The sequence below is a fragment of the Paraburkholderia gardini genome, assembly GCF_907164575.1.
Classification (GTDB): Bacteria; Pseudomonadota; Gammaproteobacteria; order Burkholderiales; family Burkholderiaceae; genus Paraburkholderia; species Paraburkholderia gardini.
Window position 1 is genome coordinate 259,757 of the sequence record NZ_CAJQYY010000003.1, and the last position, 13,008, is coordinate 272,764.

The window sequence follows — 13,008 nt, forward strand, 5'->3', positions numbered from 1 at the left end:
CACATTCTAGCAGATCGTCACCGTTTACCCGGCCTGAAGGGGCCAGGAGAGGCAAGTTTCGGCTTGGGTTCAACCACAGCGATTGTTTAGGATTCGGAGCCGGAAACCGGCCGTCATCGCGGCGCGCGCGGGCCGTCTGGCACGACTGGATGCGCATCCGCCTGTCCTTCTATAGCGCCACTGGACGGGCATCGGCCTCGCCGCGGGTCCCTGCCTGTCCTTCTATAATCGGGCCATCGAGACCCACCGCGCCCGCGAGGCGCACCTGTCATCCGTGAGCGCCCCGCTTCTCTTCCGTCCTGCACCCGACGCGGTCTACGGCTTTCCTGGCGCGCGCCGCCTCGCCAGCGTGGATTCGCCGTTCCAGCACATCGAGGTGTGGGACACGCCGCAACTCGGCCGGCTTTTCACGCTGGATGGCCGCCCGATGACTTCGACCGGAGACGAATTCATCTATCACGAATGCATGGTTCACCCCGCCGCGCTCACGCACCCGGCGCCACGCGCGGCGCTGGTGCTGGGCGGCGGCGATGGAGGTGCCGCGCGCCAGTTGCTGCGGCACCGGGAAATCGGGCGGATCGTGGTCGCCGAACTGGACGCCGAAGTCGTGCGGCTCACGCGCGTGCACCTGCCCGAAGTGCATGGCGCAGCGTTCGACGACCCGCGCGTCGAACTGGTGATCGGCGACGCCGCCCGTTATGTCGAAACTGCCGGTGAACGCTTCGATCTCGTCGTCTTCGATCTGACGCCGCCCGACTCACCCGCCGCCGGTCTCTACACGACTGCCTTTTACACAGCGCTCAAACGCTTGATGACACCTGACGCGGTGTTGTCGCTCCATCTCGGTTCGCCGTATTTTCACGCACCGCGCATTGCAGCGCTGCTGCGCGACCTGCGTGCCGCATTCAGGGTCGTGCGCACGATGGGCACGTTCGTGCCGCTGTACGGATCGCAGTGGCTGATGGCCACTGCCAGCGACACGCTCGATCCCGCAGCAACCGCCACAATCGAAGCTTGCGGCACACGGCTTGCGGATCGCCAGATCGAACGTCTGCGTTTCTATGACGCAACTGTGCACGCGAGCCTCTTCACCGCAGCCCACGCAGCGCGCGATAAACTGGGGCCATTACTCACATCGTCGTTATGCCGGAGCGAAGCGGAGAGTCTGCCCGGCGCAGCCTGTTCGCCCGACGATCAATCGCCACGGAGAAATCCATGACCGCCCCTCGCCCAGCCGGTGTGCCCTGGTTGACCCCTTATATGACGGTGCGTGACGCGCGCGTCACGATTGCATTTTTCGAAGCCGCGTTCGGCTTCGCCGTGCGTGACAGCGTGAACGACGACGGCGCGATCATGCACGTCGAGATGACGTATCAAGGTCAGCTGATCGTCATGTTTGCGCCCGAAGGCGGATTCGGTTCGACGGCAAGGACGCCGAAAAGCGCGGGCGCCATCGCGCCGCAATCGTTCTACCTCTATGTCGACGATGTCGACGCTGTGTATGCTCGCGCCATCGCTGCTGGAGCGAAGTCGCTGAGCGAGCCGGAAGACCAGTTCTGGGGCGACCGCTTCGCCCAGATCGAGGATCTCGACGGCTACCGCTGGGCGCTCGCGCGCCATCTTTCATAAGGAGACTTCTTTCCCGATGCCCCGTTTTTTCGTCGACATGCCGCTTCGAGCCGGCGACGTCGAACAACTGCCGGATGACGTCGTTCGACATATCCAGGTGCTGCGCCTGCAGACAGGCGATTCGATTGCGCTCTTCAACGGCAAAGGCGGCGAGTACGTCGCGGAACTCGTCGACATCGAGCGTCGCTCGGTTACGGCGAAGATCGCCAACTTTCGCGATATCGACGTCGAGCCGCCCTATCGGCTGACACTCGCGCAAGGCATCGCGGGCGGCGACAAGATGGACTGGCTGATCGAAAAAGCCGTCGAACTGGGCGCATCGGGTTTCGTGCCGCTCACGGCCGCGCGCAGCGTCGTGCGCCTTTCAGGTGAGCGAGCTCAACGCCGGAATGCACACTGGCAGGGAATCGTGCGCGCATCGTGCGAGCAATGCGGACGCAATCGCCTGCCCGACGTGGCGCCCGTCAGCGACTTCACGGCGTGGCTTGGGGCGTTGTCCGGAACGCCTGCGCAAGATGAACTCAGGCTGCTGCTTTCGCCGCGCGGCAGCATCGCGTTTTCCGCGCTACCCGTTGAGCCGCCGCAAGGGCACGTCATCGTTTTGATCGGGCCGGAAGGCGGATTATCGATCGATGAAGAGACGGCCGCCGTGGATCAAGGCTTCACGCCTGTCGGCCTCGGCCCGCGCGTGCTGCGCACGGAAACGGCGGGGATTGCCATGCTGGCTGCGCTGGCCGCGCGCTGGGGCGGCTGGTAACGCATTGCGTGCTGCATGGCATGGTAGCGGTTTCGCAAAAACCCCCGCGCCAAAAACAAAGCCCGCCAGATGGCGGGCTTTGTCTTTGTTACCGATGCGCTCAGTTCAAGGTGCGCGGTTCAGCCCTCGGGTTTCATCACCGCACGCAACATCACGCGAATGAGTAGAACACGCGGAATGCCACCTTGCGTTCGGCCCAGAACTCCGCAGCTTCGCGAAACACATCGAGGAGGGTTTCGCGGCCTTCCTTGTCGAATTTCTGCGCAACCGGCAGTGCCTCGAGCACGATCACAAAACCAGGCTGCGGACCCGCCTTCGCGACCAGATCGGTCAGGCAATCATAAAGCGCGTCGTAATTCTTGCCGAAGTGTTTGGGAAACATGAACGAAGTCGCGATCGTTTCCATGACTTCCTGTTTGCTCTGCGCATTGCCGCAGCAGGCATAGAGAAAATGCTGCTCCAGCTGGCTCGCCTCGTCAGCAAGATCCTGCACGCGAAACGCGCGGATCGACTGTACGATGTTCGGTCGTACGGTCTTGAAAAGACTCATGGGGCCCTCGTTCGAAGAAAGCACAGTGCTGATGGCTTCGCTCTGGGTATCCTGGCCGGGCCCGGCGCTGCGCATCTGCATGACGCGCTGGAACAGATTGCCGCTACCGGCCGCGAAAAGATCCGTCGCGACTGTGGAGTCGTGCGCGTAGACGTTGTCGCTCATGCTGTTCATCCCGATGTCATTCAACAATACGTTTAAAACTCGTGTAATGGTCGTCGGAGTAATAACAGTTGTCGGTTCGCTTTAGCGGGCCACCGCAGACAATGCGGCGCGCGCCCCGATTGCGGGCACGAGGCGTGGGAACGGTGTATTCGTGGTAATAACCGCGCTTGTGCGGCGACAGCAACCGCTCGCGATTGCCGAATACGATGCCGTCCTTCTCATACGGGTATGGCCCGCCTGCTGCAATCAAGTTCAAAGTATTGACTGCTTCCCGCGGCAATTGCGTCACCGCAATGGTGCCCTGCGCCTGATCAGTGGACGGTGTCGCGGTGTCGCGCGCAAAGGCGCCAGAAACGACACTCCCGCACAGGCTGACAACGATCAGGGCGGCTGGGAGCACGCCGTTGCGGAGCCACTTGCGTGCCATGAACCAGAATTCCCGCTGTTAGATCACGAGTTCGACGACCATGAAAGGTGTAAGGGTATCGCTAATGGCCCCTGGAATCAATGCGCGATCGGCCACCCGGAGGCTCCACTGAAGTGCAAACGCCCCACTGGCGCGCCTTCCAGCGGCTTTTGCCGCAGGCAAATTAATCCCGCCTGAATCAGAAACAATCGGGGTGCTATCGGTACCGGCCTGCTCGGGAATGTGCGCCTGGTCTTCTGCCAGGAGGCGCAGACACAGCGCGGAGCCTGCCGTGCACGCCCTGCGGCACGGCGCGTCCATCGCCGACGCGCCGTTTGCAATGGTAAATATTACCGGGTCGCGATAACGTCAGCCACCAGCAGCGCCGCCATGTTGACGATACGCCGCACCGTCGCCGAAGCGGTCAGCACGTGCACCGGTTGTGCTGCGCCGAGCAGTATCGGGCCGATCGCGATGTTGTTGCCCGCAGCTGTCTTCAGCAGGTTGTACGAGATGTTGGCCGCGTCGATGTTCGGCAGGATCAGCAGGTTCGCGTCACCTTCGAGCGTCGAATCGGGCAGCACTTCGCGGCGCAGGTTCGCATCGAGCGCGACGTCGCCGTGCATCTCGCCGTCGATCTGCAGATCCGGGGCGCACTCACGCACGAGCGCCAGCACTTCACGCATTTTCTGTGCGGACGGCGCATGGCTCGTACCGAAGTTCGAGTGCGATACCAGCGCGATCTTCGGCTCGATACCGAAACGACGCACTTCCTCGGCGGCCATCACCGTGATTTCGGCGAGCTGTTCGGGCGTAGGGTCGACGTTCACGTGGGTATCGACGATGAAAATCTGCCGGCCCGGCAAGACGAGCGCGTTCATCGCGGCGTAGACCGTGCTGCCGGTCTTCTTGCCGATCACCTGATCGATGAAATGCAGGTGACGGTGCGTCGTGCTGATCGTGCCGCAGATCATGCCGTCCGCCTCGCCCTTCTTCACCAGCATCGAGCCGATCAGCGTCGTGCGGCGGCGCATTTCGAGCTTCGCCATCTGTTCGCTGATGCCCTTGCGCGACATCATCTTGTAGTAGGTCTGCCAGAAATCGCGGTAACGCTCGTCGTGGTCGGTGTTCACCACGGTGTAATCCTGGCCGGCAACAAGGCGCAGGCCATAACGCGCGATGCGCTGCTCGATCACCGCCGGACGGCCGATCAGGATCGGCTTCGCGAGCTTTTCGTCGACGACGATCTGGACCGCGCGCAGCACACGCTCTTCTTCGCCTTCCGCGAACACGATGCGCTTCTTCTCCATCTCGACGCTGCGCGCCGCCTGGAAGATCGGCTTCATCGTCGTGCCGCTGTGATACACGAACTGCTGCAGATGCTGCTCGTACGCGTCCATGTCCTCGATCGGACGGGTTGCGACGCCCGAATCCATCGCGGCCTTCGCCACGGCCGGCGCGATCTTGACGATCAGACGCGGATCGAACGGCTTCGGAATCAGGTATTCCGGACCGAACGAGAGATCCTGGATGCCGTAGGCGGTCGCGACGATGTCGCTCTGCTCCTGCCGCGCCAGTTCAGCAATCGCATTGACCGCGGCGATTTCCATCTCGCGGGTCACCGTCGTCGCGCCTGCGTCGAGCGCACCGCGGAAGATGAACGGGAAGCACAGGACGTTGTTGACCTGGTTCGGGTAATCGGTGCGGCCCGTGCACAGCACCGCATCCGGGCGCACTTCGAGCGCGAGTTCAGGCAGGATTTCCGGTGTCGGATTGGCGAGCGCGAGAATCAGCGGTTTGTCGGCCATGCGCTTGACCATGTCCTGCTTCAGCACGCCACCGGCTGAAAGGCCGAGAAAAATATCCGCGCCTTCGATCGCCTCGCCCAGCGTGCGGGCCTGGGTTTCGCGTGCGAAGCGTTCCTTGTCCGGATCCATCAGCTCGACGCGGCCCTTGTAGACCACGCCGGCCAGATCGGTCACGAGAATGTTTTCGATCGGCAGGCCGAGATCGACGAGCAGATCGAGACACGCGAGCGACGCCGCGCCTGCGCCCGAGGCCACGAGCTTCACCTTCGAGATGTCCTTGCCGACAACTTTCAGCCCGTTCGTGATGGCCGCCGCGACGACGATCGCCGTGCCGTGCTGGTCATCGTGAAACACGGGGATCTTCATGCGCTTGCGGCATTCGCGCTCGACGATGAAGCAGTCGGGCGCCTTGATGTCTTCAAGGTTGATGCCGCCGAAGGTCGGTTCGAGCGCGCAGATCACCTCGACGAGCTTGTGCGGGTCGGATTCGTTGAGTTCGATATCGAACACGTCGATGCCGGCGAACTTCTTGAACAGGACGGCCTTGCCTTCCATCACAGGCTTCGACGCGAGCGGGCCGATGTTGCCGAGACCGAGCACGGCCGTGCCGTTCGTCACGACGCCGACAAGGTTGCTGCGCGCGGTGAAGCGCGCCGCGTTCAGCGGGTTCTCAACGATTTCCTCGCACGCGAACGCAACGCCCGGCGAGTAAGCCAGCGCGAGGTCGCGCTGGTTGATCATCTGTTTGGTCGGCGCGATCGCGATCTTCCCGGGGGTCGGGAACTCGTGATAATCGAGGGCAGCTTCGCGAAGTTTGGTATTGGCGGGAGTCGACATAAGGCGTGCCTGGAAGTGCGGATTAGAATAGAAGTTCGACGCATTGTAGCGCCAATCCCAAAGCCGATTCCTTCAAAAAGGGTACAACTGCCACGACTGAAACAGCGCAAACGCCCGCTGTGCGGTGCAGCAAATGAATTGTCATCGGCCTGATGACCGGGTTTCACTGACCATCAGGCCAGGGTCGTCCGGAGAAAATGCGAGCCGTACAATTCATTCGTTCCCGTCGTGCTTCGCGAGTCTTCGATTTTCGCTTTGCGGTGAAAATCGTCGTGCTTCGGAGCCGCGTCTTACGCTTGCAGGTGGCTTTCGCGGCGCCTTGCTGCTTTACGGATTTTCGCCATGCTTTCCGAGTTTTCACTGATCGACCGTTTCTTCGCGCGCCGCGCGCGCGCCACGCCGCGCGCGCCGCTCGGCATTGGCGACGACTGCGCGCTGCTCACGCCGCGCGCCGATGAAATGCTCGCCATTTCGACGGATATGCTCGTCGAAGGACGCCATTTTCTTCCCGATGTCGATCCTCACGCGCTGGGTCACAAGGCGCTCGCAGTCAATCTGTCCGATCTCGCGGCGATGGGCGCGAAGCCACACGCCTTCACGCTCGCGCTCTCGTTGCCGCAAGCGCGGGAAAACTGGCTCAGCGCGTTCAGCGAAGGCATGTTCGAGATCGCGGAGCGCTTCGATTGCGAACTGGTGGGCGGCGACACCACAAGCGGACCGCTCAACATCTGCATCACCGTGTTCGGTGAAGTCCCCCCCCAACACGCGTTGCGCCGCGACGCCGCGCAACCCGGCGACGACATCTGGATCTCGGGAACGCTCGGCGACGCACGCGCCGGGCTCGGCGTGCTGCGCGGCGAATGGGCCGCCGGCGATGGGGACACCGCAGCATTTCGAAAGGCGCTCGAACAGCCGGAGCCGCGCGTCGCGCTCGGCATCGCACTGCGTGGACACGCGCGCGCGGCGCTCGACATCTCGGATGGACTCGCGGGCGATCTGCGTCATATCCTCGAACGGTCGCGGGTGAGCGCCCGCGTCGACGTCGATGCGATTCCCCGCTCCGCCGCGCTCCGGCGGCTTCCGGCTGAAGTGCAGCGCCGCTGCACACTCGCGGGTGGCGACGACTACGAACTGTGCTTCACCGCGCCGGTGTCCGCGCGCGCGGCAATCGAAGCTGCGGGCAACAGCGTCGCCGTACCCGTGACGCGCATCGGTACAATAAGCGTTCTCCAGACCGGCACACCTGCCATCGCGTGGCACGACGCAGCAGGCACGCCGCTCACCCTGACGTTGCAAGGCTTCGATCATTTCCATGCAGACTGAACCACCGCTCGGCCCCGCCGACGACCTCACTCCCACGCCCGATCCGGGCGCGCCACGGCCGCGCCGCGCGACGGCGCGCTTCATGCTGTCGCATCCGCTGCATCTCATTTCGCTCGGCTTCGGCAGCGGGCTTTCGCCGGTCGCGCCGGGCACGTTCGGCACGCTGTTCGCGTGGGCGTCGTTCGCGGCGTTCAGCCACTATCTGACCGTGATCGAGTGGGGCATCCTGATCGCGGCAGGCTTTTTCGCGGGCATCGGTATTTCGGGTTTCACCGCAAAGCGGCTGGGCATCGAAGACCCGTCGCCCGTCGTGTGGGACGAGATCGTCGCGTTCTGGCTCGTGCTGCTGATGGTTACGCCGGTCACGTTCACCGGCCAGTTGTGGGCGTTCATCGTGTTCCGTTTCTTCGACATGGTGAAGCCGCCGCCCATCAGCTACTTCGATCGCAAACTGAAAGGCGGTTTCGGCATCATGTTCGATGACCTTGTCGCTGCGTTTTTCTCGCTTCTCGTCATCGCGCTCTGGCGCATGTCGGTCTGACCGACGCCTGTTACCGGACATACGCATGGCTACCGATTCCGTCGTCCATCAACTTGCGATCCGCTTGGGCAACCGTTTGCGCGACGAGCGGCTGATGCTCGCTACTGCTGAATCCTGCACGGGCGGCATGGTCGCGACCGCCATGACGGACATCTCCGGCAGCAGCGGCTGGTTCGAGCGCGGCTTCGTCACGTATTCGAATCAGGCGAAGAGCGAGATGATCGGCGTGCCCGCCGAGCTGATCGACAGGCACGGCGCGGTGAGCGAACAGGTGGCGAGCGCGATGGCCGAAGGCGCGTTGCGTAACAGTCGCGCGCAGGTATCGCTGGCGATCACGGGTGTCGCCGGGCCGGGCGGCGGAACGGAAACGAAGCCGGTCGGCATGGTGTCGTTCGGCTGGACCAATCGCCTGCATACGAAAGTCGAGACGGTCGTGTTCAAGGGCGATCGCGACAGAATCCGCGTGCAGGCCGCCGCACACGCATTGCGGGGCGTGCTTCTGCTGCTCGACGAGCAGGAACGCTAGGCCCTTCCGCTCATCGGCAAGTTCGCCCAACCGCATACCCGCTCACACGGTCCCGATGATCACGCCCACTACCGAAAAAGCTGAGTTAATCCGCCGTTTCGATTTGCAGCCGCATCCGGAAGGTGGTTTTTATCGCGAGACGTATCGCTCGACAGCAGAAATAAAGCGACAGGGTTCGGGCGAGACGCGCGCGGCCTCGACCGCGATCTACTATCTGCTCGCGGATGGTGCCCATTCAGCATGGCACCGGATCCGGTCCGACGAGGTCTGGCATTTTTATGCCGGCGAGCCGCTCTACGTTCACGTCCTCGACGATGCCGGCCGTCTGACGTCGCATCGGCTGGGCAACGCACTCACGCACACGGATGCCGTGTTCCAGGTGGTCGTGCCGGCCGGGCAGTGGTTTGCCGCGGAATGCATCGACCCGGCAGGTTACGCGCTGGCCGGCTGCACGGTCGCGCCGGGATTCGAATTCAGCGAATTCGAACTGGCCAGCGTGGATGCGCTGCTGGCGGCTTACCCGGCGCATCGGGACATCGTGATGCGGCTGGGGCCTGTCTCAGACACCTCACGCGACTCGTAATCCCTGCCCGTTTCACGCTCAACGATACTGATTGATCCGGTCTCGCGTCTCGCGCGCGGCGCTCGCCGCGGCATCGGCGAAATCGTCGCCCTTGCCCGCGTAGATGATCGCGCGGGAAGAGTTGATCAGCATGCCGGTATTCGCCGCCGTGCGTCCAGCGCGCACCGTCGCCTCGACGTCGCCGCCCTGTGCGCCGATGCCGGGAATCAGCAGCGGCATGTCGCCGACAATTCCACGCACCACTTCGATTTCCTTCGGGAACGTCGCGCCCACCACGAGCCCGAGCTCGCCGCTTGCGTTCCATTTTTCTGCCGCGAGTCCCGCGACGACCTGATACAGCGGACGTCCGGCCGTCTCCAGAAACTGCAGGTCCGAGCCACCTGGGTTCGACGTGCGGCACAGCACGATCACGCCCTTGCCCGCGTGTTCGAGATACGGCTGGATCGAATCGAAACCCATATACGGGTTCACCGTGACGGCATCCGCGCGATAACGTTCGAACGCTTCGCGCGCGTACTGTTCGGCCGTGCTGCCGATGTCGCCGCGCTTCGCATCGAGGATCACCGGAAGACCCGGATGATGCGCATGGATGTGAGCGATCAGCTGTTCGAGCTGGTCTTCGGCGCGATGCGCGGCGAAGTACGCGATCTGCGGCTTGAACGACGACGCGTACGGCGCAGTCGCATCGACGATCGCGCGGCAAAACTCGAAAATGGCGTCGGGCCGGTTCGCGAGCGCGCCCGGAAACTTCGTGGGCTCGGGGTCGAGGCCGACGCACAGCAGCGAGTTCGTGCGCTGCCACGCATCGTTGAGCGTCTGGGTGAATGAGGACATGGTGAAAACTCGCGACGAGCCATTAGCGGATGAGGCGCGTATTTTACCCGGCGGCGCCGGCCTTCGGGCCCGGCGCCCTCACACGCGACCTACTGCCGCCCGTGCCCGCGCGCACCGGCCGTCGAGCGCATTCCCGTCCGCTCGACCGTGAACGTGAACTGACGCGTCAGACGATCGCCGCGCGCAAGCACCGTCATGCCGTTCGCGGCCGCGCCGCCCGGCAGGTTCATCGCGTTGATCGGATGGTCGACCGGTTCGAAGCAGAAAAAATCTTCCGACGGCGGCGTATAGAGCACGTAGTAATCGGTATCGGCGGCAATGGTGAGCGACAGGCGCCGCTTCGGCCATACCACCGCCGTGCGTCCGCTCCAGCCGGTGAACGCGTGGTTCACGATCGTCTCCGGCAACGGATACGCGACGCCAAACTGCCACGCGGGCGGCGCGGGGACGTGCCGCATGGGCAGCCAGTTGTCGTCGGCGAGCCACAAGCCGCCGGCCGCCGCCGATAGTTCCGTGCCCGCATCACGCGGCAAAAACGGATGAATGCCGAGACCGAACGGCAGCGCTTCTCGCCCCGTGTTTTCGATTTCGAGCGTGATGATCAACGCGGGGCCATCGAGCGTGTACATCTGCATCGCCCGATACGCGTACGGCTTGCCCTCGCTGCGATCGAGCGTCAGGCGCACGCTCTGGTGATCGGTATCGGCGACCTGCCACGGCGCGAGCCAGCCGTCGCCGTGAATCGGCAGCGATTCGCCGTCGCGGTTGAGCGGCACATCGATCGAGCGGCCCGAGAAGCTGAACTGGCCGCCGCCGATCCGGTTCGAATACGGCAGTAGCGGGTAACACGAGAGTTCGTTCGGATCGGTATCGCAGGCAACGTGGCGGCAGCGGCGAAAAATCGGCACGAGGCCGCCATCGCTGCGGTAGTCGAAACGCGTCACGCCGCCGCCTAGCAGCGGGGCAACGTCGAGCCGCAGTTGTGCATTTGAAAGCGTGACGGAAGCGATATCGTCCGCGACAGTCGTACCCGTCGCAACGGCCGACGTACTCGGTCCGGGCAGCACGGGGGTGGCAGCCGCGGCCAGTCTCGCGCGGCGCGACTGCGATGAAGACGAGCCAACGGAATTCGTGACAGTCATGTCAGTCTCCTCGAGAGGCGTCAAACATTGCCGTCGTCATCGACGGGAAATCCTGTGGGCAACTCGGCAAGCCGGTCGCCTCTTTGGCGTCGTACAGCGTGCTGCAACATCTGCGAATGAAGTCCTGCCCTGCATCGCCATTGAAACGAAACGGTCAGCCTGCAGCGTCTCGCGCGAAACCCAATGCGTCGGGCGCCTGACGCCGCGCCGGCGCGCCCTGAAAAAGCGGCTCCGGCAGACCGCGCGCGCCGGGCGTCGCGATGAAAACGCCGCCCGCCCGCGTGTCCTTGCCAAGCGCCCGCGCATCGAGTTCGTCGCGCGCGCTCGTAATGTACAGCGTGCCCAGTTGCGCGCCGCCCAGCGCGACGCAACTCGGTTGCGCGGTCGGCACCGTGACACGCGCCGTTTCGGCGCCGTCGGTGTCGTAACGCACGACACGCGAGCCGCCCCACTGCGCGTTCCACAGGCCGCCGTCGCGATCGACCGTCGAGCCGTCCGGCCCTCCGGTCGCATCGGTCAGCGTCACGAACACACGGTCGCCTGAAATGCCGCCATCGCTGCCGTACGCACAGGTGCGAATCGTGCGGGTCAGCGTATCGCAGTAGTACATCGTCGCGCCGTCCGGGCTGAACGCAATACTGTTCGCAATTGCCGGCGATGGCAATGGCAACCGTTCAAGCGTCAGATCATGATTCAGGCGATAAAAACCGCCGATGGCTTTCACCGACGCCTCGTCTTTCGTTCCGAATACAAAACGACCTTGCCGGTCGCACCGGCCGTCGTTGACGCGCGTGTTCAAGCCGGGTTCGACGTCGACGATATGCTGCGTCTCGCCGGTCGCGAGATCGAAAAACGCGAGATGCGACGCAAGGCCGAGTAGCAGGTAATGCGGGTCGGCGCACAGCGCGAACGTCGCGAGCCGCCCGGGCATCGGCCAGAACGTGCTGCGGCCGTCGGCCGGATCGTAGCGCCACAGACGCGCGCCCTCGATATCCGTCCAGTAGAAGCGCCCGGTGCGCGCGCACCACGTCGCATTCTCACCGAGCCTGCACTTGGCGTCGATGAGGAGCGCCGCCTGCTGTTCGCGCGCCGCCACGCTCATGCCCAGCCTCCGTCCACGATCACGTCCTGCGCGGTGATCATGCGGCTGTCGTCGGAGGCAAGGAAGAGTGCCATGCGCGCCAGATCCTCGGGCATCAATTCGCGGTCGATGCACTGACCCTGTTTGATCGCTTCGCGGCCGGCGTCGTCGAGCCACAGACGTTTCTGCTTTTCGGTCATCACCCAGCCCGGCACGAGCGTATTGACGCGGATACCGAACGGCCCAAGGTCGCGCGCGAGACCGCGCGTGAGCCCCTGCACCGCCGCTTTCGATGTCACGTACACCGGATAGCCGCCGTTTTTCAGCATCCAGCTGATCGAGCCGAGATTGATGATCGAGCCGCCGCCGGCAGCCTTCATGTCGTCGACCACGGCCTGCGCCGCGAAAAACTGGTGACGGATGTTGACCGCGATACCCTTGTCGAAAAACTCGGGCGTGACTTCGGCGATCGTGTGGCGCTTGTCGTTGGCCGCGTTGTTGACGAGCACGGTGATCGGGCCGAGCGCCGCGCGCACGTCGGCGATCGCCTTCTTCAACGCGTCGAGATCGGTGAGATCGCACGGCAGGAAGAGCGGCTTGTGACGCGAGTCGCCAAGTTCGTCGGCGTGGGCTTCACCGGCGCTCGCATCGATATCGAAGAACGCCACGCGCGCGCCCTGCGCCGCGAAGTGTTCGACGAACGATGCGCCGATGCCCGTTGCACCGCCAGTGATCAGCACCGTGCGATCGATAAGACTCGGATAACGGGCAAACGCGCTATCCGCCTGACGTTCATTCACATTGACCGGAGACGACATCGTTCGAT

At 63.8% G+C, this 13,008-nt stretch carries 14 protein-coding genes; 7 read left to right on the forward strand and 7 right to left on the reverse strand.

Features of this window, described 5'->3' with window-relative positions:
- Window positions 1-274: 274 nt before the first annotated feature.
- Genes speE through LPA34_RS04140 form a run of 3 tightly spaced genes read left to right on the forward strand, consistent with a single transcriptional unit; the run spans window position 275 to window position 2,386 of the window.
- Window positions 275-1,219, forward strand: a complete 945-nt coding sequence (speE, locus tag LPA34_RS04130; RefSeq protein ID WP_228975215.1) for a polyamine aminopropyltransferase — start codon at window positions 275-277, stop codon at window positions 1,217-1,219.
- Entirely contained in the window at window positions 1,216-1,629 is a 414-nt protein-coding gene (locus tag LPA34_RS04135; protein ID WP_090532732.1) for a VOC family protein, read from the forward strand. Before speE ends, LPA34_RS04135 begins: the two co-directional genes overlap by 4 nt.
- A gap of 16 nt (window positions 1,630-1,645) precedes the next feature.
- Entirely contained in the window at window positions 1,646-2,386 is a 741-nt protein-coding gene (locus tag LPA34_RS04140) for a 16S rRNA (uracil(1498)-N(3))-methyltransferase (protein ID WP_228975217.1), read from the forward strand.
- Between the two features lie 151 nt (window positions 2,387-2,537).
- Here the strand turns inward: LPA34_RS04140 and LPA34_RS04145 are convergent, their stop codons facing one another.
- The 3 genes from LPA34_RS04145 to LPA34_RS04155 form a co-directional block, all read right to left on the reverse strand.
- Window positions 2,538-3,110 (reverse strand): barstar family protein, encoded by a 573-nt coding sequence (locus tag LPA34_RS04145; protein WP_228975219.1) that lies wholly within the window; start codon window positions 3,108-3,110, stop codon window positions 2,538-2,540.
- A gap of 7 nt (window positions 3,111-3,117) precedes the next feature.
- Window positions 3,118-3,528, reverse strand: coding sequence for a ribonuclease (locus LPA34_RS04150; RefSeq protein ID WP_228975220.1), 411 nt, complete (start codon window positions 3,526-3,528; stop codon window positions 3,118-3,120).
- Window positions 3,529-3,857: 329 nt separating this feature from the next.
- The gene (locus LPA34_RS04155; protein WP_228975223.1) at window positions 3,858-6,152 is read right to left on the reverse strand and encodes an NADP-dependent malic enzyme; all 2,295 of its coding nucleotides are present in this window, start codon (window positions 6,150-6,152) and stop codon (window positions 3,858-3,860) included.
- Window positions 6,153-6,494: 342 nt separating this feature from the next.
- Between LPA34_RS04155 and thiL the strand changes: the two genes are divergently transcribed.
- Genes thiL through LPA34_RS04175 form a run of 4 tightly spaced genes read left to right on the forward strand, consistent with a single transcriptional unit; the run spans window position 6,495 to window position 9,125 of the window.
- The gene (thiL, locus tag LPA34_RS04160) at window positions 6,495-7,475 is read left to right on the forward strand and encodes a thiamine-phosphate kinase (protein WP_228975224.1); all 981 of its coding nucleotides are present in this window, start codon (window positions 6,495-6,497) and stop codon (window positions 7,473-7,475) included.
- Window positions 7,465-8,016 (forward strand): phosphatidylglycerophosphatase A family protein, encoded by a 552-nt coding sequence (locus LPA34_RS04165; protein WP_228975225.1) that lies wholly within the window; start codon window positions 7,465-7,467, stop codon window positions 8,014-8,016. The genes thiL and LPA34_RS04165 overlap by 11 nt, the downstream gene beginning before the upstream one ends.
- A gap of 25 nt (window positions 8,017-8,041) precedes the next feature.
- A complete protein-coding gene (locus LPA34_RS04170) occupies window positions 8,042-8,542 on the forward strand; it encodes a CinA family protein (protein WP_228975227.1) in 501 nt (166 codons plus the stop codon).
- Window positions 8,543-8,597: 55 nt separating this feature from the next.
- Window positions 8,598-9,125 (forward strand): cupin domain-containing protein, encoded by a 528-nt coding sequence (locus LPA34_RS04175; protein ID WP_228975228.1) that lies wholly within the window; start codon window positions 8,598-8,600, stop codon window positions 9,123-9,125.
- An 18-nt stretch (window positions 9,126-9,143) separates the two neighbouring features.
- On the opposite strand, the gene pyrF is transcribed toward LPA34_RS04175, so the two are convergent.
- The 4 genes from pyrF to LPA34_RS04195 form a co-directional block, all read right to left on the reverse strand.
- The gene (gene pyrF / locus LPA34_RS04180; protein WP_228975231.1) at window positions 9,144-9,959 is read right to left on the reverse strand and encodes an orotidine-5'-phosphate decarboxylase; all 816 of its coding nucleotides are present in this window, start codon (window positions 9,957-9,959) and stop codon (window positions 9,144-9,146) included.
- 89 nt (window positions 9,960-10,048) lie between these two features.
- Window positions 10,049-11,101 (reverse strand): aldose 1-epimerase, encoded by a 1,053-nt coding sequence (locus LPA34_RS04185; protein ID WP_228975233.1) that lies wholly within the window; start codon window positions 11,099-11,101, stop codon window positions 10,049-10,051.
- Between the two features lie 154 nt (window positions 11,102-11,255).
- Window positions 11,256-12,203 (reverse strand): SMP-30/gluconolactonase/LRE family protein, encoded by a 948-nt coding sequence (locus LPA34_RS04190; protein WP_228975236.1) that lies wholly within the window; start codon window positions 12,201-12,203, stop codon window positions 11,256-11,258.
- On the reverse strand, window positions 12,200-13,000 hold the full coding sequence (locus LPA34_RS04195) for an SDR family NAD(P)-dependent oxidoreductase (protein ID WP_228975238.1): 801 nt from the start codon (window positions 12,998-13,000) through the stop codon (window positions 12,200-12,202). Before LPA34_RS04195 ends, LPA34_RS04190 begins: the two co-directional genes overlap by 4 nt.
- Window positions 13,001-13,008 lie beyond the last annotated feature (8 nt).

Bases quoted from the DNA above. Each gene is read 5' to 3' on its own strand.
- LPA34_RS04135 (WP_090532732.1), top strand. From the start codon at position 1,216: ATGACCGCCCCTCGCCCAGCCGGTGTGCCCTGGTTGACCCCTTATATG.
- LPA34_RS04140 (WP_228975217.1), top strand. From the start codon at position 1,646: ATGCCCCGTTTTTTCGTCGACATGCCGCTTCGAGCCGGCGACGTCGAA.
- LPA34_RS04145 (WP_228975219.1), bottom strand. From the start codon at position 3,110: ATGAACAGCATGAGCGACAACGTCTACGCGCACGACTCCACAGTCGCG.
- LPA34_RS04150 (WP_228975220.1), bottom strand. From the start codon at position 3,528: ATGGCACGCAAGTGGCTCCGCAACGGCGTGCTCCCAGCCGCCCTGATC.
- LPA34_RS04155 (WP_228975223.1), bottom strand. From the start codon at position 6,152: ATGTCGACTCCCGCCAATACCAAACTTCGCGAAGCTGCCCTCGATTAT.
- thiL (WP_228975224.1), top strand. From the start codon at position 6,495: ATGCTTTCCGAGTTTTCACTGATCGACCGTTTCTTCGCGCGCCGCGCG.
- LPA34_RS04165 (WP_228975225.1), top strand. From the start codon at position 7,465: ATGCAGACTGAACCACCGCTCGGCCCCGCCGACGACCTCACTCCCACG.
- LPA34_RS04170 (WP_228975227.1), top strand. From the start codon at position 8,042: ATGGCTACCGATTCCGTCGTCCATCAACTTGCGATCCGCTTGGGCAAC.
- LPA34_RS04175 (WP_228975228.1), top strand. From the start codon at position 8,598: ATGATCACGCCCACTACCGAAAAAGCTGAGTTAATCCGCCGTTTCGAT.
- pyrF (WP_228975231.1), bottom strand. From the start codon at position 9,959: ATGTCCTCATTCACCCAGACGCTCAACGATGCGTGGCAGCGCACGAAC.
- LPA34_RS04185 (WP_228975233.1), bottom strand. From the start codon at position 11,101: ATGACTGTCACGAATTCCGTTGGCTCGTCTTCATCGCAGTCGCGCCGC.
- LPA34_RS04190 (WP_228975236.1), bottom strand. From the start codon at position 12,203: ATGAGCGTGGCGGCGCGCGAACAGCAGGCGGCGCTCCTCATCGACGCC.
- LPA34_RS04195 (WP_228975238.1), bottom strand. From the start codon at position 13,000: ATGTCGTCTCCGGTCAATGTGAATGAACGTCAGGCGGATAGCGCGTTT.